The sequence below is a fragment of the Streptomyces sp. WAC03905 genome (assembly GCF_057371075.1).
On sequence record NZ_JBXYDZ010000003.1, the window covers coordinates 1,824,042 to 1,841,700 of the forward strand.

At 71.8% G+C, this 17,659-nt stretch carries 16 protein-coding genes and 1 pseudogene; 9 read left to right on the top strand and 8 right to left on the bottom strand.

What is annotated here, in order from left to right; translation table 11 throughout:
* Positions 1–35 precede the first annotated feature (35 nt).
* The 3 genes from AC2RP6_RS10805 to AC2RP6_RS10815 are packed head-to-tail and all read left to right on the top strand — an operon-like array spanning position 36 to position 2,462.
* The gene (locus tag AC2RP6_RS10805) at positions 36–830 is read left to right on the top strand and encodes an ABC transporter ATP-binding protein (RefSeq protein ID WP_486446031.1); all 795 of its coding nucleotides are present in this window, start codon (positions 36–38) and stop codon (positions 828–830) included.
* Entirely contained in the window at positions 817–1,701 is an 885-nt protein-coding gene (locus AC2RP6_RS10810; RefSeq protein WP_486446032.1) for an ABC transporter permease, read from the top strand. The genes AC2RP6_RS10805 and AC2RP6_RS10810 overlap by 14 nt, the downstream gene beginning before the upstream one ends.
* Before the next feature lie 5 nt (positions 1,702–1,706).
* A complete protein-coding gene (locus AC2RP6_RS10815; protein ID WP_486446033.1) occupies positions 1,707–2,462 on the top strand; it encodes a sirohydrochlorin chelatase in 756 nt (251 codons plus the stop codon).
* A 6-nt stretch (positions 2,463–2,468) separates the two neighbouring features.
* Here the strand turns inward: AC2RP6_RS10815 and AC2RP6_RS10820 are convergent, their stop codons facing one another.
* A complete protein-coding gene (locus AC2RP6_RS10820; RefSeq protein ID WP_486446034.1) occupies positions 2,469–3,476 on the bottom strand; it encodes a ketopantoate reductase family protein in 1,008 nt (335 codons plus the stop codon).
* Between AC2RP6_RS10820 and AC2RP6_RS10825 the strand changes: the two genes are divergently transcribed.
* Positions 3,475–3,606, top strand: a complete 132-nt coding sequence (locus AC2RP6_RS10825) for a hypothetical protein (protein ID WP_486446035.1) — start codon at positions 3,475–3,477, stop codon at positions 3,604–3,606. The genes AC2RP6_RS10820 and AC2RP6_RS10825 overlap by 2 nt on opposite strands.
* Positions 3,607–3,718: 112 nt before the next feature.
* Positions 3,719–4,831 carry a PucR family transcriptional regulator gene (locus AC2RP6_RS10830; protein WP_486446036.1) on the top strand — a complete coding sequence of 371 codons (1,113 nt, stop codon included), beginning with the start codon at positions 3,719–3,721 and terminating at the stop codon, positions 4,829–4,831.
* A gap of 36 nt (positions 4,832–4,867) precedes the next feature.
* Here AC2RP6_RS10830 and AC2RP6_RS10835 read toward each other — a convergent pair whose 3' ends face one another.
* Positions 4,868–6,076, bottom strand: a complete 1,209-nt coding sequence (locus AC2RP6_RS10835; protein WP_486450288.1) for a serpin family protein — start codon at positions 6,074–6,076, stop codon at positions 4,868–4,870.
* 378 nt (positions 6,077–6,454) lie between these two features.
* Here AC2RP6_RS10835 and AC2RP6_RS10840 point away from each other — a divergent pair, with 378 nt between their 5' ends.
* From AC2RP6_RS10840 to AC2RP6_RS10850, 3 genes are all read left to right on the top strand, one after another.
* Positions 6,455–6,976 (top strand): DUF3995 domain-containing protein, encoded by a 522-nt coding sequence (locus tag AC2RP6_RS10840; RefSeq protein WP_486446037.1) that lies wholly within the window; start codon positions 6,455–6,457, stop codon positions 6,974–6,976.
* A 453-nt stretch (positions 6,977–7,429) separates the two neighbouring features.
* Complete coding sequence (locus AC2RP6_RS10845; protein WP_486446038.1) at positions 7,430–8,536, top strand: metalloprotease; 1,107 nt, start codon at positions 7,430–7,432, stop codon at positions 8,534–8,536.
* A 110-nt stretch (positions 8,537–8,646) separates the two neighbouring features.
* The gene (locus AC2RP6_RS10850; protein ID WP_486446039.1) at positions 8,647–10,257 is read left to right on the top strand and encodes a sigma-70 family RNA polymerase sigma factor; all 1,611 of its coding nucleotides are present in this window, start codon (positions 8,647–8,649) and stop codon (positions 10,255–10,257) included.
* 100 nt (positions 10,258–10,357) lie between these two features.
* On the opposite strand, the pseudogene AC2RP6_RS10855 reads toward AC2RP6_RS10850, so the two are convergent.
* From AC2RP6_RS10855 to AC2RP6_RS10880, 6 genes and pseudogenes are all read right to left on the bottom strand, one after another.
* A pseudogene (locus AC2RP6_RS10855) lies at positions 10,358–10,843 on the bottom strand (S8 family peptidase); the annotation flags it as partial.
* A 294-nt stretch (positions 10,844–11,137) separates the two neighbouring features.
* Positions 11,138–12,523, bottom strand: a complete 1,386-nt coding sequence (locus AC2RP6_RS10860) for a S28 family serine protease (protein ID WP_486446040.1) — start codon at positions 12,521–12,523, stop codon at positions 11,138–11,140.
* Positions 12,520–13,656 carry a hypothetical protein gene (locus AC2RP6_RS10865; protein ID WP_486446041.1) on the bottom strand — a complete coding sequence of 379 codons (1,137 nt, stop codon included), beginning with the start codon at positions 13,654–13,656 and terminating at the stop codon, positions 12,520–12,522. The genes AC2RP6_RS10860 and AC2RP6_RS10865 overlap by 4 nt, the downstream gene beginning before the upstream one ends.
* 606 nt (positions 13,657–14,262) lie before the next feature.
* Positions 14,263–14,619 carry a PRC-barrel domain containing protein gene (locus AC2RP6_RS10870; RefSeq protein WP_486446042.1) on the bottom strand — a complete coding sequence of 119 codons (357 nt, stop codon included), beginning with the start codon at positions 14,617–14,619 and terminating at the stop codon, positions 14,263–14,265.
* Positions 14,620–14,764: 145 nt separating this feature from the next.
* Positions 14,765–15,223, bottom strand: a complete 459-nt coding sequence (locus tag AC2RP6_RS10875; protein ID WP_486446043.1) for a hypothetical protein — start codon at positions 15,221–15,223, stop codon at positions 14,765–14,767.
* Between the two features lie 351 nt (positions 15,224–15,574).
* The gene (locus AC2RP6_RS10880) at positions 15,575–16,594 is read right to left on the bottom strand and encodes a helix-turn-helix transcriptional regulator (protein ID WP_486446044.1); all 1,020 of its coding nucleotides are present in this window, start codon (positions 16,592–16,594) and stop codon (positions 15,575–15,577) included.
* A 318-nt stretch (positions 16,595–16,912) separates the two neighbouring features.
* Between AC2RP6_RS10880 and AC2RP6_RS10885 the strand changes: the two genes are divergently transcribed.
* Complete coding sequence (locus tag AC2RP6_RS10885; protein ID WP_486446045.1) at positions 16,913–17,497, top strand: DinB family protein; 585 nt, start codon at positions 16,913–16,915, stop codon at positions 17,495–17,497.
* Positions 17,498–17,659 lie beyond the last annotated feature (162 nt).

Sequence of the window (17,659 nt, forward strand, 5' to 3'; positions counted from 1 at the left end):
ATGCAGCAGTCCAGCAATCCCAGGAGGTGACGACCATGGCCACGACACTCGCCAAGGCTGCCGAGGGCACGGTGGCGGAGCAGACGCACGCCGCCCGTATCGCCCACGTCTCGAAGTCCTTCTCCGGCCCGGCCGGATCGCAGCTCGTCCTGGACGACATCAGCCTCGATGTCGCCCCCGGAGAGTTCGTCACCATCCTGGGAGCCTCCGGCTGCGGGAAGTCCACCCTGCTCAACCTCGTCGCCGGCCTCGACAGGCCGACCGCCGGCACCATCGAGACCCCCGGCGGCCGCCCCGCCCTGATGTTCCAGGAACACGCCCTCTTCCCCTGGCTGACCGCCGGCAAGAACATCGAACTCGCCCTGCGCCTGCGGGGCGTCACCAAGACCGACCGCAAGCCCGAAGCCGAACGCCTCCTGGAACTGGTCCGCCTCGGCGGCGCCCACGGCAAGCGCGTCCACGAACTGTCCGGCGGCATGCGCCAGCGCGTCGCCCTGGCCCGCGCCCTCGCCCAGGACAGCCGCCTGCTGCTCATGGACGAACCCTTCGCGGCCCTCGACGCCATCACCCGCGACGTCCTGCACGGCGAACTCACCCGCATCTGGCAGGAGACAGGACTCTCCGTCCTCTTCGTCACCCACAACGTGCGCGAAGCCGTCCGCCTCGCCCAGCGCGTGGTCCTGCTCTCCTCCCGGCCCGGCCGGGTCGCGACGGAATGGACCGTGGACATCCCGCAGCCGCGCCGCATCGAGGACGCGGACGTCGCCGAGCTGTCCCTGGAGATCACTGAACACCTGCGTGGGGAGATCCGCCGTCATGGCCAGCACTGAAACGAAGGCAAAGACGGACGACCTCGCGGGACTGGAGGCCGGACTCGACGCCCTGGACGCGGTGCAGACGCACCGCACGCCGGTCCGCGAGGTCCTCGTCAAGAAGGTCCTGCCGCCGTTCCTGGCGGTCGGGCTGGTCCTGGTGGTCTGGCAGGTCCTCGTCTCCCTGAAGGTCACCGACGAGACCAAGCTCCCCGCCCTTTCCGCGGTGTGGGACAGTCTGTCCGACATGTGGCTGAAGGGGACGCTGCTGGAGGTCATCTGGACCTCCGTCTCCCGCGGCCTGCTCGGCTTCCTGCTCGCCCTGGCCATCGGCACCCCGCTCGGCCTGCTCGTCGCCCGGGTGAAGTTCGTCCGCGCCGCGATCGGCCCGATCCTCCAGGGCCTGCAGTCCCTCCCGTCGGTGGCGTGGGTGCCGCCGGCCGTCCTCTGGTTCGGCCTCAACGACGCCATGATGTTCACCGTCATCCTGCTCGGCGCCGTGCCCTCCATCGCCAACGGCCTCGTCTCCGGCATCGACCAGGTCCCCCCGCTGTTCCTGCGGGCCGGACGCACCCTCGGCGCCACCGGCCTGCGCGGCGCCTGGCACGTGGTCATGCCGGCCGCGCTGCCGGGCTACGTCGCCGGCCTCAAGCAGGGCTGGGCGTTCTCCTGGCGCTCCCTCATGGCCGCCGAGATCATCGCCTCCTCCCCCGACCTCGGCCTGGGCCTGGGTCAGCTGCTGGAGAACGGCCGCAACAACATCGACCTCCCCGGCGTGTTCCTCGCCATCATCCTGATCCTCGTCGTCGGCATCGCCATCGACCTGCTCATCTTCAGCCCCGTCGAACGCTACGTGCTGCGCAGCCGCGGCCTGTTGGTGAAGAGTTGATCCGCATGTCGCCCGTACTGCTGGTCATCGCCCACGGCAGCCGCGACCCGCGGCACGCAGCGACCGTGCACGCCCTCACCCGGCGGGCGCGGGCGCTGCGGCCCGGACTGCGGGTGGAGACGGCCTTCCTGGACTTCAACGCCCCGCGGGTCGAGCAGGTGCTGTCGGCCCTGCACGCCGACGGCGTCCGCGACGTGGTGGCCCTGCCGCTGCTGCTGACGCGGGCCTTCCACGCGAAGGCCGACATCCCGGCCGCGCTGTCGGAGGCGCTGACCCGCCTGCCGGGCCTGACGGTCTCGGTGGCGGACGTCCTCGGCCCGTCGCCGCTGCTCGTCGACGCGCTGGAACGCCGGCTGTCCGAAGCCGGCCTCACCCCGGCGGACCGCGCCGGCACCGCGGTGGTGCTCGCGTCCGCCGGTTCCACGGACCCGGAGGCGATCGCAGTGATCGCTGAAACCGCGCGGGAGTGGCGGCACACCGGTTGGTGCGCCGTGCGGCCTGCGTTCGCCTCCGCTGCTCTGCCCCGTACGGAGGACGCCGTACGGGCGCTGCGCGCCGAGGGCTTCGCCCGGGTGGCGGTGGCCCCGTACGTCATCGCCCCCGGCCGGCTCCCGGACCGCATCGTGGCGGGCGCCGAGGCCGCGGGCGCCGACGTGGTGGCCGACGTCCTGGGAGCCGCCCCCGAACTGGCCCTCCTGCTGCTGCGCCGCTACGACGCGGCCGCCGCGGCGCCCGCCCGCCTCCGGGCCCTCACCGCCTGAGGGGTGTCAGGCGCCGGCGCGGGCCGCGGCCTCGTCGGCCAGGGCCGTCAGGTCCGCGACGGACATCGCGCCCGGCGGCAGGCCTTCCCGGGCGAAGATGTTGGCGGCGTGCCGCAGGACGTCGTTGACCGGCGTGGGCACCCCGTGCAGTCGGCCCAGCAGCGAGATCTCCCCGTTGAGGTAGTCGGCCTCCACCGAGCCCGTGCCGCGCGCCAGGCTCTGCCAGGACGACCCGCCCCGTACGCCCGGCGGCTGCTCGACCTTGCCGTCGCGGGCCTGCGCCTGCTCCGCGTCCGAGGCGTAGGCGATGCCGGCCGCCCCGAAGGCGGCCTTCGCCTCGCGGGCGGCCCGCGCCAGCAGCGCCGCCTTCGCCGGGTCCGGCTCCGGGCCGGTCGTCGCCTGGATCGCGTTGCCGAGGTTGCCCAGCAGCTTCGCGTACTTCCACCGCATGACGTCCTCGACCACCGGGGCTTCGAACCCGGCCTTGTCGAGGTCCGCGGCGACGGCCCGGACGAGCGCGTCCGTTCCGCCCGCGGCCCGCCCCAGGTGCAGGATGCCGGTCAGCGGGGTGCACAGCGCGGAGACGACGCCCGGCTCCAGGAAGGTGGCCGGCAGCCAGACGCACACCCCGTACACGCGCGCGAAGCGCCGGAGCGCGAGACGCTCGCTCTCCACACCGTTCTGCGCGCAGAGCACCGGGAGCCGCTGCGCGGCCGTGCCGCCGCCCGCGACCTCCGCGTCGCCCCACGCGTCGAGCGCCGCGATGGCGTCCTGGGTCTTCACGGTCAGCAACAGGACGTCGTCGGGCCGCAGTTCGCCCAACTCGTCCGGTCCGGTGACCACGCGAAGCCGGTGCACGCGGCGGCCGTCCGCCGTGGTGAGCCGCAGCCCGTCGGCCCTGAGGGCCTCCGCGTGGGCGCCGCGCGCGACGAGGACGACCTCGCCGCCCGCCTCCGCGAGCCGTCCGCCGATGGTGGCGCCCACGGCGCCCGCGCCGATGATGATGTACCGCATGGCGATGAGCCTGGCACACCCCGCCGCTCCCGTCGCCCCCGGGGGCGGGCTCGCCCCCGGCACGACCACCGCCACGCTCGCCGCCCCCGCCCGGCGGCTCTGGGGGCCGGAGGACGGCCCCCCAAGGTAAAGGTCAGGCAATGTCGCGGGTCGGCGGTTAACGGCCGTTCTCCTGAAGGGAAGTACGCAGCGCTCAACTCCCCATGCCGGGACAGGGCACGCACCATGGGAGCGAGGTAACCATGTCTGAACTTCTGAACCACGCCGGGACCCACCCACGCGGCGAATGGCCCCAGCTCCTGCGAAAGGACCTGCCCGCGCTGGCCGCGGGGATCGCGAAGGAACTGCGGGACAGCATCCCCGGGATCTCCGCCCACGTCGCGGACATCGACGACGAAGTCGTCAACCAGCACGTGGAGTCAGCGCTCCTCACCGCTCTGGGCAACCACGAACCCCCAACTGCCGGGCAGGGAGAGGGAAGCCCCCGAGGACGGGACGCGCACGACGTGCCGTTGCCGTCCCTCGGCGCGATCCCCTCCCAGAGGTCCGACGCGAGGCCCGAACGGGCTCGCCGAGAGCTCTTCACCGCCCTCACGTCCGACCCGCACCCGTCCGGGCAAGCCCTGGCAGAACTGGCCGCAACAGCCCGCTGGCCCCTACCGGACTTCGTCCGGGCCATCGCCGTGACCTCACCCGGCGAGGCCCAGCAGCTGGCGGCACGCATGGACGGCGCCCTGGCAGGCATGGTCTGCGGACAGCCCTGCCTCCTGCTCCCCACCCCCGACCCGGAAGCCCGCACCGAGCTGGCGAGAACGCTCCACGGCCGGTTCGCCGCCGTCGGGCACCCCGTCCCACCCCGCGACACAGCCTCCTCCCAGCGCTGGGCGGTGCGGCTGCTCAACCTCATCCCCACCTCGTCCGCTCCGGAAGCGCGCGCCGTATTCGTCGACGACCACCTTTCGGCCCTGATGCTGCTCCAGGACGAGCACCTCGCCCACGCGCTCGCCGCACGCCGACTGCGTCCGCTCGCCGACCTCACACCCCGCCAGAGCGAGCGGCTCGAAGACACCCTGCTCGCCTGGCTGGAGGGCGGCGGCGCACCCGAGGCCGCGAAGGCACTCAACGTGCACCCCCAGACCGTCCGATACCGCATGCGGCAACTGGAGAAGCTCTTCGGTCCCGATCTGCGCGACCCCCGCACCCGCTTCGAGCTGGAGATGGCCCTGCACAGCAGGCGTCTCATGGCGCAGATCCAGCAACAGCAATCCCGAGTGCCCCGCAGGACCCGTGCGGTGACGGCCGAGATACAGCAACCCCGGAACGCCGCGCGGATGGCCCGGGTCAACGGCCTGTGATCGGCGACGGCTGCGCGCCGGGGCGGGGACCCCCGCTCACCAGTCGTCCTCCTCGTCGTAGTCGGGTACCGGCGCCGGCGTCGGATCCGTCACCCAGCCCGCCGTCAGCACGAGCCGCGTGTGGCGGTGCAGGGCGAGGAAGGCGAAGGGGCGGTCGAAGGCGGCGCGGATCACGGTGGTCACGTAGCGGAGATCGGGGACGCCCGAGCCGACCGCACCGAACGCCGTGACCGCGGCTGCCTCGAAACCCAGCGCGCCGAACCTCGCCATGGTGTCCTGCCGGGCCGACCCGATGGCGAGCGGGAAGCCACTGACGCCCGGGAAGTGCCCGCGCGAGGTGTCCCGGGCCGTGGACAGCCCGAACACTTCGTGCAGCTCCAGCAGATCGTGGCTCGCGCGCATGTCGTACGCCGCGGTACTGACGCACAGCGACGGCGGTTCGGGCCGTGTGCAGCGCACCTTGCGCACCTGCAGGCCGGGGCCGGCGTTTCCGTAGGGCAGCCGCGGTCCCGGCACGACCGTGCGCCGGCCGGCGAGGATGTCCACCCCGGCTCTCAGCACCTGCGCCGGCCGCATGCCCTCCTCGCCGAGCAGCAGGTGCACGTCCAGGGCGTTGGTTCCCAGCACCTTCAGCTCGGTGACGTGCCCCGCCGGGGTGTCCGCCACCCCCACCCGGTCCAGCACGGCACTTCGGCGCCACAGGCCCAGCCGCGGCGTGCTGGCCCACGGCTCGTACGCCGTCTTCAGCTCCGTCTCGATGAAGGGGCTCAGCCACCGCGTGCGCAGGGTCAGCGCGCTCGCCAGCACCATCTGCGTGTCATCGGCCAGTGTGACCGGCATGCGGTCGATCAGCCCGCCGGTCCGCCGCACCGTCCAGTCGTCCAGAGCCCGCCGGTCGGCCACCGCGTCACCGGTGAGCACCCCGTGGGCGCCGGCCGGCAGGCCCGCCTCCCACTCCTCCTTCAGCTCCAGCGTGCGGTTCGTCCACAGCCCCAGAGCCGTGTCCAGTCCCCTCACGGTGGCCATCGCGGCGAACAACTCGCGGGCTGCGGACGCCGCTCGCCCGGCCGGGAGCCCGAGCGCCCCCGCCAGCTCGGCCCGCGCCGCGCCCTCGGCCCCGTCGGCCAGGTGGGCCAGCAACGGCCAGAGCCCGGCGGCCGAGAACACCGTGCCGCCCTCCGCCGCGCCCGCCCACCGCGCGGTCAACTCGTTCACCGCCCGGACCGTCGTCTTCGCGACTCCCATCCCCACCCCCATCACCGACGCGATCATGACGCAGCCCACCGTAGGCCAGCCGGTCAGGGGGTGTCCGGCGGATCAAGGTCGAGGGTGGCGACCGCGCCGCCCTCCGGCGCGTTCGCGAAGGCCAGCCTGGCGCCGAGGACGCCTGCATGCCCGAGCGCGATGGTCAGGCCGAGCCCTCCACGCCGGCCCCGTTGCTGCAGGTTTCCCCGCTCGACTCGGTGCCGGCCGTCTGCGCCCGTGCCCTCGTCGGCTGGTAGGACGGCAACTCCTCCGTGCGGGGTAGGCAGGTTCGTCCCGAAGGTTGAGCCCTCCGCAGGGCTGTCCTGACAGGGTTCTCACGGCAGCGCACACTGCGCTGAAGGAGACCTCGGGGGAACCATGGTGACGGCAACAGCAACGACGCTCCACGGCCATGGGCGGGCCTGGCCTGGGTATGCGGCCGCCGCAGCGGCACTCGCCTACGCGGCGCCGCACTTCTGGTGGGGTGCCGGGATCGCCGCCACCTTCCCCGGGGAGTTCGCGTCCGCGCCGCACGGCACCTGGGGAGCCGCGATCGGCTACTGGGGGATGGGCGCCGTGGCCGTGGTCGGCGCCATTGTCGCGCTGGCTCTGGTCCGGCCATGGGGCCGCCGGCTTCCGCGCCGCACGCTCTGCTCCCTGTCCCTGACCGCCTCCGTCGGCATGACCTTATGGGGCTTCACCTACTTCGCGCTGCAGTACCTCCTCGCTGCCGGGCGGGTCGTCTCCGCTCCCGCCTTCGCCGCCAAGGACGCCCACCCACAAGCCGCCTGGGGGCTCTTCTGGTACGGCCTCTTCGTCCTGTGGGGACTCATGCTCGGCGTGGCCGCCTGGAACCGCCTGCGCAACCGCTCGAGCACCGCCGAAGTCCGCCGCCCATAGAGCGCCAACCACCACGGCAGTCAAGCCCTGATCGTGGTCTCGTCGCCGAGGCGGGCCAGGGGGACGGCGTCGTCGCAGGTCTGCTCGTACGAGCCCGGTCGTTGAGCCGGCAGGTCAGCGAGGTACAGGAGGGCTCCGAGCAGGCTCGGAGCCCTCCGGCCGTCAGCGGCCGATCCCGACCAGGACCGCGGGCGGCCGGGCGGCGGCCGGGTGGATGAGCGGATTCATGTCGGCACCCGGTGCTAGCCGGCGGTGGGGTGCTGGACGGCTTTTCCAAGAACTTCCGGTCAGGATCCGTTTTTCGTTATGCCGGGGTCCTTCGCTCCGTCTTCGGTGGTGAGGGCGCGATCAGACGCCTTCCCGTACCTGGTCCGGTGGCAGTGCGACGCCGCCGCGGCCGTGAACCGAGGGAGTTCCACCATGGCGCTGCACCGCCGTGTCAGAAGCAGGTCCGTGAAGATCGCTGCGGGGGTGGCCGCGCTCGCTGCCGGTGTCCTGGGGGCCGGGTTGGCCGTTGGTTCGGCGAGCGCCGCGGTGCCGGGGAGTGTGTGTGTCCGCGGCACGCTGGCCTTTGACGCGGTCGACTCCGAGACCGCGGGGAAGCCGCTGGTCACCTCAGTCGCCCGTAACGCGAACTGGGAACTCTGGGGCAGGGCCACGGCTTCGGGGCCGGAGTCGCGTCTGGCGACAGGGCTGACCTCGTACAGGGACGGCACGTTCAACGCCTGCCACACCACCGCCGGCAAGCCGATGGGCCAGCTGCGGGTGAAGTTCCTGTCGTCCTCGACCAAGACCTGGAGGGTCGTCAGCGACGCGCAGACCCTGCAGGAGTACACCTTCTTCTCCGCCTCCCGCCCGGGCTCCTCCGCCGTCCAGAACCTCGGCACGGTGAAGGTCCCGACCGAGATGGCGCTGGCCTGGAAGACGGTCGACACGACGAACAGGCTGTGGTGGAAGCGGGCGAATTCCCAGACGCCGTGCTGGACCCGCAACGAGGCCGCGGGCCAGTGCACGACTTTGACGTATGTGTGGAAGAACGACGGGAAGAAGGGGTCCTGGTGGGACGGTGGTACGGGTTACGTCCACCTCGCCGGCCTTGACCCGCGCTCCCAGCACCTGGTCCTGCACGAGGCCGGCCACTTCTTCATGGGGCGCCTCTACAAGGGGAACGCCCCGTACGTCACCAACTGCGCGACCCACCCGATGGAGAAGCGGACCTCGGCCACCTGCGCGCTGTGGGAGGGCTTCCCCGACGCCGTCGCCGCGTACGCGATGGGGGACCGCCGCTACGTCTACAGCGACAGCCAGTCCCTCAGCTTCGACAACCCCGTCGGCTGGCAGACGGGTGACCAGGTCGAGGGGCGGGTCGTCGGCGCGCTGCTGGACCTGTGGGCCGAGGGCGGCCCGGACGGGGGGAACTGGGACCGCACCATCGACGCGATGATCACCAGCCACCCCGCCACCTTCCGGGACTACTGGCTCACCGCCCGGCCCAAGGCGGGCCTGCCCGTCACCGGCCAGGCCCGCAGCATCATCGAGAACCGCACCATCCGGTACTGAGCATTCCGGTTCTACCGGCATCATGGTCCTCCGCCCCCGGGTCCCAGAACCGGGGGCGGGGCCGTCTCTCCCCCCTGCACCGCCCGCGGCATCCGAAAGAGAACTTCTGCATGTCCGACGACAGCACGACCGCTCTGGTCCTCGACGCCCAGCGGGGCGACACCCGGGCCCGGGACCGCCTGGTCGCCGACCACCTGCCCCTGGTCTACAACATCGCCGGACGCGCCCTGGGCGGCCGCCACGCCGACGTCGACGACATCGTCCAGGACACCTTCATCCGCGCCCTGACCCACCTCGGCACACTGCGTGAACCCGAGTGCTTCCGGGCCTGGCTCGTCGCCATCACCACCAACCGCATACGCGACCACTGGCGCGCCGTCCAGGCCGCACGCTCCGCCCGCGCATCCTTGGACGACGGCGGCACCGAGGACGAGGCGTTCGCCGACCCGGGCGCCGACTTCGTCGACCTCACGATCCTGCACCTCGGTCTGAAGGGCCAGCGGGCCGAGGTCGCCCAAGCGACCCGCTGGATGGACGAGGACGACCGCACCCTGCTGTCCCTGTGGTGGCTGGAGGCCGCCGGACAGCTCAGCCGCGCCGAAGTCACCCAGGCGATGGAACTCTCCCCGCAACACACCGCCGTACGCGTCCAGCGCATGAAGGAACGCCTGGAGGCCTCCCGCGCCGTCGTCCGCGCCCTCACCAACCAACCCCGTTGCCTCGAGCTCGAGGAACTCACCGCCCGTTGGGACGGAACCCCCTCCGCCCTCTGGCGCAAACGCCTGGCCCGGCACGCCCGCGCCTGTACCGAGTGCTCCCACCGTGCCCGTGGACTCGTCCCCGCCGAAGGCCTCCTCATGGGCCTCGCGCTCCTCCCGGTCACCGCCGGACTTGCCCGCCTCGCCGGAACGGCCGCACCGGACCTGGTACTGGCCTGCGCGCAGCGGCCGGCGTACGGAAACCCTGGCGGCTCGGAAGGGGTGGCGGGCACGGACGCGGCCAGGGGCGGCTCCCGCTCCGGCTCCTCGTGGCCGGACGGACCCACGACCGCGAGCAGCGCAAGGCGTGCCGCCGTGACACGGGCGCGCACTCCTCTGGTCGCAGCCTGCCTCGTCCTGCTCGTCGCCGCGGGCACCGCCGGCCTGGCCACGCTCGACCGGGACCGGGCACCGGACACCGAACTGCGGGCCGTCCCTGCGCACTCGGCCCTCCCCCGGCCGGTGCCGACGCCCGTGATCGGCGAGCCGGCCTCGGGCAGCACGGCGCCTCGGCCGTCCGCGTCCCCCTCGCCCTCTCCCACCCGGCCGGCCACACCGACGGCCCGGCCCACCACCGGCAAGCCGTCCTACACCGAGCGGATGCTCATCGCCGTCAACGCCGAACGCGTGAAGGCCGGCTGCACACCCGTCCGCTCCAACCCGATCCTGACCCGCGCCGCCCAGGGCCACTCCGACGACATGGCAGCCCGCGGATACTTCGACCACACCAACCCCGAGGGTCTCGACTCCACCGACCGCATCGAGGCAGCCGGCTACGACGCGGACGGCAACAACGAGAACATCAGCAGCTACACCACCCCCGAAAGGGCGGTCCGCTCGTGGATGACCGGAGGCGGCCACCGCGAAGCCATCCTCGACTGCGACCACCAGGACGTCGGAATCGGGTACGCCAAAGACTCCGAGGGCGAAGAGCTCTGGACCCTCGATCTCGCCCACCGGTAGAGCCCCGCACGGACCCCTGCACCCCGCCCTGCCGGCCGGCCCCCGCACCAGCCACAGCCTCCTGCCACCGCCCGCCGCCGCCGTTCTGGTCAACGACCGTGCCGTAGTTCGAGAAGCTGGTCTCGGCGTCGTTGCGGTCGCTGGCGGCCACGGTCAGCGCGCGTTCGGCCGAGGCCGGCGAGTAGTTCGCGGAATTCTTCGCGTCGTTGCCCGCCTCGATGACCGGGAGCACGCCTGCACGTGACAGGTTGTTCGCGGCGTCGTTCACGGTCTGCGAGAAACCGCCGCCCAGCGAGCCGTTCAGCACAGCCGGCTGCTTGGCGTTGCGCGCCACCCAGTCCATGCCCGCGATGATCCCGGAGTAGGCGCCCCTGTTGTCGCAGCCCAGGACTCGGACGCTGACCAGGTTGACCTTGGTCGCGACACCGTACGTCTTGCCGCCGACGGTGCCCGCAACGTGCGTGCCATGGCCGTGGCAGTCCTGGCCCTGACGGCCGTCGCCCATCGCGTCGAAGCCGAACACGGCCCGGCCGTCGAACTCGGTGTGCGCGTAGTCGATGCCCGAGTCCAGGATGTAGGCCGTCACGCCCGCGCCGCTGCCCTCGGCGGTGAACTGACCGTCGAGCGGCAGGTCCCGCTGGTCGGTACGGTCCAGTCCCCAGGAGTTCGAGGGGGCGCGCTCCGTCGCGCCGGCTGCGGGACCTCGCGCTGTTGGGCATGGGCGGTGGTGGGGCCGGGTGCAGTCGGCGTCCGCAGAGGCTGCGCGCTGCTCGGCGCGCAGCGCTACGAAGGGGAGACGGTCGGCGAGGCGGATCGAGCGCGTCCGACCGGGCCGCGTGCCGGCGCGACTGGACCGACCCGTCCGAGGGAGTGTCCTGGGCTATCGCGGTCCTGCGCCGGCCCAGCGGCGCAGGACCTCGATGGCCCGGGCCGCGTCGGCTGGCGGCAGGCTGCGTATGGAGAGGTGGTGGTTGGCCTCCGGCACTGTGAAGGCGTACGAGTCACGGGTGCCGGGGCCCAGCCGGAAGGGCTCCGCGACGGCCACGTCCTTCTCGCCGTTGACGAACATCAGCGAGCCTCCCCGATGGCGGACCCAGCGGTCCACGTCCGCCATCGCGCCGGGCCGGAAACGCAGCGGGATGTCCCGGGGCACGTAGGAGCGGACCTCCTGGAGACCCGGGTACCGCAGCAGCCCGTTCAGGTGCGGGGCGGCGAACTGCGGGTATCCCAGCTCGGTACCCAGCTGGTAGAAGTACGGCGTGAAGTCCGTCAGGGTCCGGTCGGCGTACACGGGCAGGACGCTCACCCGGGCCACCCAGGCGTACAGGGCGTCGTCGTCGGACGCGGCCGTCGGCACGGCCGCGCAGCCGTCCGCCGGCTGATGCATCCAGAACATCAACGGCAGCCGCAGGACAGCGAGTTCGAAGGCGCGGTCCATGCTGCCGATGATCTCGAAGCCGGCCTTCTCGCCCTCGGCCCACCGCGCGTACCGCTCGGTCATCGCCGAACGCCGCACCAGAGCCTCGCGCTGCGCGGCCTTCAGGGCCGCACGGCACTCCGCCGTACCCACCCGCTCCAGGGCGGCGTCGTAGGCGCTGTCGTCCCGGTCGTCCGTGTTGTTCGGGGCGGCGTACGCGACGGTTCCGGCCACGTCGTCCGGGTGGAAGCGGCGGTGGTAGACGGCCGTCATGCCACCCTTGCTGCCCCCGGTGGAGATCCACGCGCCCCTGTAGAGCCGCTTCAGGGCGGTGACTATCCTGTGGTGGTCGCCCGCCGCCTGCCGGATCGTCAGCTTGGACCAGTCGGTCACCGCGGGCCGGGAGGTGCCGAAGAAGCGCTGCTCCACGGTGATCTGGTTGGCGTCCAGCAGTTCGGTCGGCTCGGTGGGGCGCTGCGGCGCGGACCCCAGGTCGTACCCGTTGGAATAGAGCACCATGGACCGCCGGGTCGACTTGTGCACCAGCGTCAGCCGCTGCTCGAACGACTCGCCGCCCGGGTGGTCGTGGTCGAGCGGCTGGCGGAAGGAGAGATCCAGGACGATCTGTCCCGGGGCATCGGCCGGCCGCTCACCGAGCACGCGCATGCCGGGCACGGCCGCGATCCTGGCGCGTATGTCCTCCCCGGCACCGGTGTCCTCCCCGGCGCGGACCTCCGCGGCGGCCGGGCGGCCGCCGGCCGCGGCCGCGGCCGGGCCGGACACCCCGGTCACCGTCATGACACCGCTCAGCAGCGGCACGATCAGCAGGCGCTTCCACGTGTGGTTCATGCATCCAGCCAACCGCAGCAGCGGGACCCCGCGGATCCCCCGAGCGAGGAGACCGACTCCCCCGCACGGGGGAAGACAGCGGCTACGAAGGCGTGCAGCAAGGTGAGGCGGCCGCGCCTCTGGCGTCCGGTCGGCGGGGAATCGGCAGCGCCGTTCAAGCAGCGGTCAAGGAGTGCGTGCATACGGGGAACGGGGAGGGACGGATTGGCCGCGGCGCCCTCTGCGGTGCGCGGGTTTGCGAGAAGTGCCTCCAGTTCCTCTGGCGTCAGCGTCGGGTTGGCCGCGGCAGCACGGCGTACGGACTCGTCAGGGTCTTCGAGCAGGGATCCGGGCAGGGTGGAGTCGGCCGCGGCCAGGGCGCGTACTTCGGGGTCGGGGTGGTGGCTGAGATGGGCCCGTCCGGTGCGGGGGAAGCCGGGCATGGTCAGCAGGTGCGGCCGGTGGGCCGGGCGGGTGACGAAGACGTCCAGGAGAAGGCGCGGGGGCGCCAGCGGGTGGTAACAGGCCACCAGAATCCGGACTTCCTCGTCGTCATCCTGCGCAAGTGCCCTGACGAGTTCGGCGGGGAGCCCTGGCCAGCGCGCCGCGACCCGGCGGAGCACGGGCTCCTCGGACACCGCACACGCTGCGAACCAGTCGGGCGAAGGCACGGCGGCCGGCTCGGTGATCGGGCAGCTGCAGTCCGGACCGTGCCCGATCACCGCCTCGATCATCGCGTACTCGGCCCACGTACGGGGGAAGGGGTGGAGGCGTACCCGCGCACGGACTGCGCTGGCTGGATCCCGCGCCAGCTCGGCGGCCAGCTCCGGCCCCAGATCGGGTCTGGCGGCGACCTTCTCGCGCACCTTCACCTCCGGATGGCGCGCGAGGCGGATGACGACATCGGCCGGTGTGTGGCGGTTCCAGGTCAGGGGAGCGACCGTACCGTCCGCGAAGCACTGCTTCACGAGTGCGGGAGACAGAACGCACGTTCCGAGGACATGGGGCCGGGTGAGCGATCCGACGGTTCGCAGTCTGGCCTCCACCGCCTTCGGGTCCGTGACCCAGCTTTCCTCCCGTGCCGCTTCCCGTACTGCGAGGTCGGGGTCTTCGAGCAGGGCGGTGCGCTGTGCGGTGGACAGCGACTGCCACATCGAGGCGGCCCAGGCGCGGAGCCGAGGGTGCTCGTGCCCGGCCAGGGAACGGTAGAAGGCCCGAGGGATCTGCCGGGAGAAAATAGCTCCTGCACGATTTCGCCCTCGGTGAGCAGGCCGTCCTCGCCTCCGTCCTGGGCCGTCAGCAAGGTGACCAGGATGTCGTCCGGCAAGGGTCGTATGACGCGAGGCCGGGGCCAGCCGACGCCGGCGAGCTGGGCTCGGACAATACCCGACGGGTCCGTCGCCAGAGGGGCCAGTCGGGCGGGGTCGACGTGCAGGTTGGCGGCGAGGGCGCCCCGCATCCTCGCGGAGGGATGATGGAGCAAGCTGTCGACGACACCGTCCGGCAGGTCGCGGTGTTCGGCCATGGACCGGCTCAGCTCGCCGACTTCAGGGTCCAGAAGACGCAACAGTACGTCGGAGGGCGCTGCCGGATTGAATGCGATGCCGCGCAACCACAGCTCACCGAGAGAGTCAGACACCTCCTCATCCTGTCAGCTCGGCTGCGGCCTTCCGGATGCGGCGGCCGGGTGCGGGCACGCGTGTGGGGCGGCAGCCCGGTGGCCGCCGCCCCACACCTACGCCGCATGAACAGCGGTGACCTCAGAGGCGGTTCGAGAGGTTGCCGTAGTAGCCGCCGACCTCACGGTGGTACTCCTCGTTGTCGAGGTGCTTGTCCTTCTCGAACTCCGGAGCCGCCTTGATCTGCTCCTTGGTCCAGCCGACGTAGATCTTCTCCTCCTGCACGTCGACCCGGTCGATCGTGCCCGCCGGCAGCAGGACCTCCTTGCCGAAGATCCACGGGCCGGTGTCGACCACGATGTACGACGAGCCGACCTCATCGGAGTGCTTGTCGACCTTGCCGATGGAGCCGTCGGCCGCCTCGACCTTGTAACCCGTCAGGTCGCCTCCGACCGTACGGCCGGACGTCTCGCGGTAACCCCACACATTCTCGGTCATAGCAACAATCCTCCACGTCGTCTCCTCGGGGGCGGCCTCCAGTGCCACGGGCCGCGCCGCCGTTGCACCTGCGCCTGCCCCGAAAGGCCCAGCCAAACCGGGCCACCGCCGACTTCCTGAGGAGACCCGAGACGTCGCCCTGCTGTCAGGAGTCAGCCGGCAGGCCGCGGCCCGCGCCCGGTCGGCTGAGGTCGGGCATGGCGTGGGTGGCGGCGAGGGTGTCCAGGATGGTCCGCCCGCCCCAGTGGCCGGAGGGGCCGGTGCGCACCGCCTCCCTCCCGTCGTCGGCGTAGCCCTTGACCCACTTGGCGCCGGCCCACTTGCCGGTATCGGCGGTGTCGGCGGTGAAGTCCTTGAAGGCGGACCCCTGGTCGACGGCGAGGTCCTCATGCCGGGCGGGGATCTCGGAGTACAGGCGGACGACCGGCTTTGCCATGCGGCGGTCGGGCCAGTCGACCCTGACCGAGGCGATCCTGTTCAAACCGGTGGCCTTCAGGGAGTAGGTGGAGCCGTCCATGGGCAGGACACAGCTGTCACCCGTGTGACCGCTGCCGCTGTACAGGGTGACCTCGGGCTCTGCCGTCCGCCGGGCAGCATCGGACATCGTCTTCCTCCAGGGTCGGGAACCTCAGCCCTACCCCCTCGCACACTCTCCGTACCAGACGGCGACATTCCGTAACGATATGGGGCAACCTGGGCAGTGGTCCCCTCACGACAGAACTGCGGTCCACCTGCGCTGCGGCCACCCGGTCGGCTGCGCCCTCGACATAGCCACCTGGGCCCCATTCCGCTTCTGGTCCGGTGAGGGGCGCGGCCGCCCGTCCCGCCGGCGGCTCGCAACGGCCCCGCACTCGTACGCGCCGGGCTTCCCCGCACGAAGACACGGAGGCACCGCGACAACCGCCTCAGGGTTTCACATAAGCAAATGAGCGGGCATGCGGATGCGGCCTGCGGGTCAGATCCATCCGCTGCGCGCCGCGTAGAGGGCCATTTGGAACCGCGTCATCGAGCCGGCGCGGGTGTTCATCGCCTCTATGTGGCGCGACAGCGTGCGGCGGCTGACGCCGAGCAGTTCGGCAATGATCTCGTCGTTGACGCCGGTGGCCAGCAGTTCAAGGATGCGCCGGTGGATCGGTTGCAGACCGGACGGGACACGGTCACTGAGGTGCATGGGAAGCGCGCTGCGCCACGAGCTCTCGAAGAGGCCCGTGAGCGCGGACAGCAGGCTGGAGGGGTGGACCATCAACAGGTAGTCCTTGACCTCGGACTCCACGAACGACATCGAGACGATGGCCAGGCGCTGGTCGTAGACGGTCAGCTTCACGGGGACGGTGGGGAGGACCCTGGCCTGCTCTCCGGCCGCGATGCAGGGCTTGATGTTGATGTTGTAGTAATCCGTGTTCTGGACCGCCGACTTGGAGTAGACGACGCGGTACTCCACACCGTTGGCCAGCTTCTCGATCTCGACCGGATTGGCGGTGCCGTGGGTGTGGTAGGGCGGCGAGTCGAAGCGCAGGACCTGGGACTCGACGGCTTCCTCGATGTTCCAAATGCGTTCGGCGACGTGGGGACCCCTGATCACTTCGAGCAGATCCTCGGTGCCGTGCGGGGCCACGGAGCGCCGGTAGCCGCGGTAGGCCTGCATGGCCGCCTGGTGGGCCTGGTGCACCTCTGCCGAGCGGGTGTCGGCCATGGCCCTCAGTGCGATGGACGGCTCGACGGGTGTGTGTTCGCCGCCGGTCGACCCGGCGGTGGTGATCAGCCCCAGCCTCCGCAGCTGCGCCAGGTCGCGGTCCAGCGCCCGACCCCCGGGGAGGAGTTGCCCCGTACCGTGTCCCCGCTGGTGGCGACGCATCCGTGACGCCAGGACTTCCGTCTCGCAAGGACCCTCGCCGAGCAGGCAGACGTAGATCGCCGCCTGATTGACCGTCAGGCCCAGACGGCACAGCTGGCCCTGTATGTCTTCGTCCCCCATCGAACTCCCCCGCGTGAGAAACACCACCATGATCATCTTGGCATACTCGGGGATGCGCCCGCAAAGAAGAGGAGCGGCGCACGCCCGGTCCCGGTAACCGTCCGGTCGGTAGGGGCGGAGCCCTGCAGGCGCTGCGGACAGCCTGCCGGCACGTGCCGGAGACAACGCCTGATCACCCTTCGGCAGCCATGAGATCAAGTTCCACTTGTCGCGGGGCACAGCCGGTATCGCCCCAGGACCACGGAGCACGGAGCGCGGAGCACGGAGCACGGACAGAATCGTGGGGACCACGAACAGCCCAGGAAGGGTTCGCGCCGCATGATCGACGACTTCGCCAAGGACCACCTGCACGGGAGACTGCGGAGGGACCGCGAGGCGCTGCTCTGGAAACTCGACGGCCTGTCCGAGTACGACACCCGCCGCCCTCTGACAGCGACCGGCACCAACCTCCTCGGCCTCGTCAAACACGTGGCCACCGTCGAGGCCAGGTACTTCGGCGAGGTCTTCGACCGCCCTTCACCGGAGCCGCTGCCCCGGTGGCAGGACTCCGACGGCAGCGACCAGTGGGCGACCGAGGACGAGACCCGAGATCAGGTCATCGGCTTCTACCGCCGCACGTGGGCCCACGCGGACGCGACGATCGACGAGCTCCCCCTCGACGCCCCCGGCCACGTGCCGTGGTGGCCGGAGCCGCACGCCCGCACCAACCTGTTCGCCGTGATGGTCCACGTCCTCGGCGAGTCCGTCCGGCACGCAGGCCACGCCGACATTCTGCGCGAGCACCTCGACGGCCGGACCGGACTGCGGGCCGAACACGAGCAGCAGATCGACGAGGAGGGCCGAGCGGCCCACTGCGCGAGGATCGAACGGGCCGCCAGGGCAGCCGCAGGCGTCAGGGGCTGAGAGGGAGAACACCCCGCATCGGGACTGCCCGTCGGCCGAAGGCCGGCCGGGGACGGCCGGGGACGGCCGGGGACGGCCGGGGACGGCCGGGGACGGCCGGGGACGGCCGGGGACGGCCGGGGACGGCCGGGGACGGCCCAGGGGCGGGGTTCCCCGGTTACG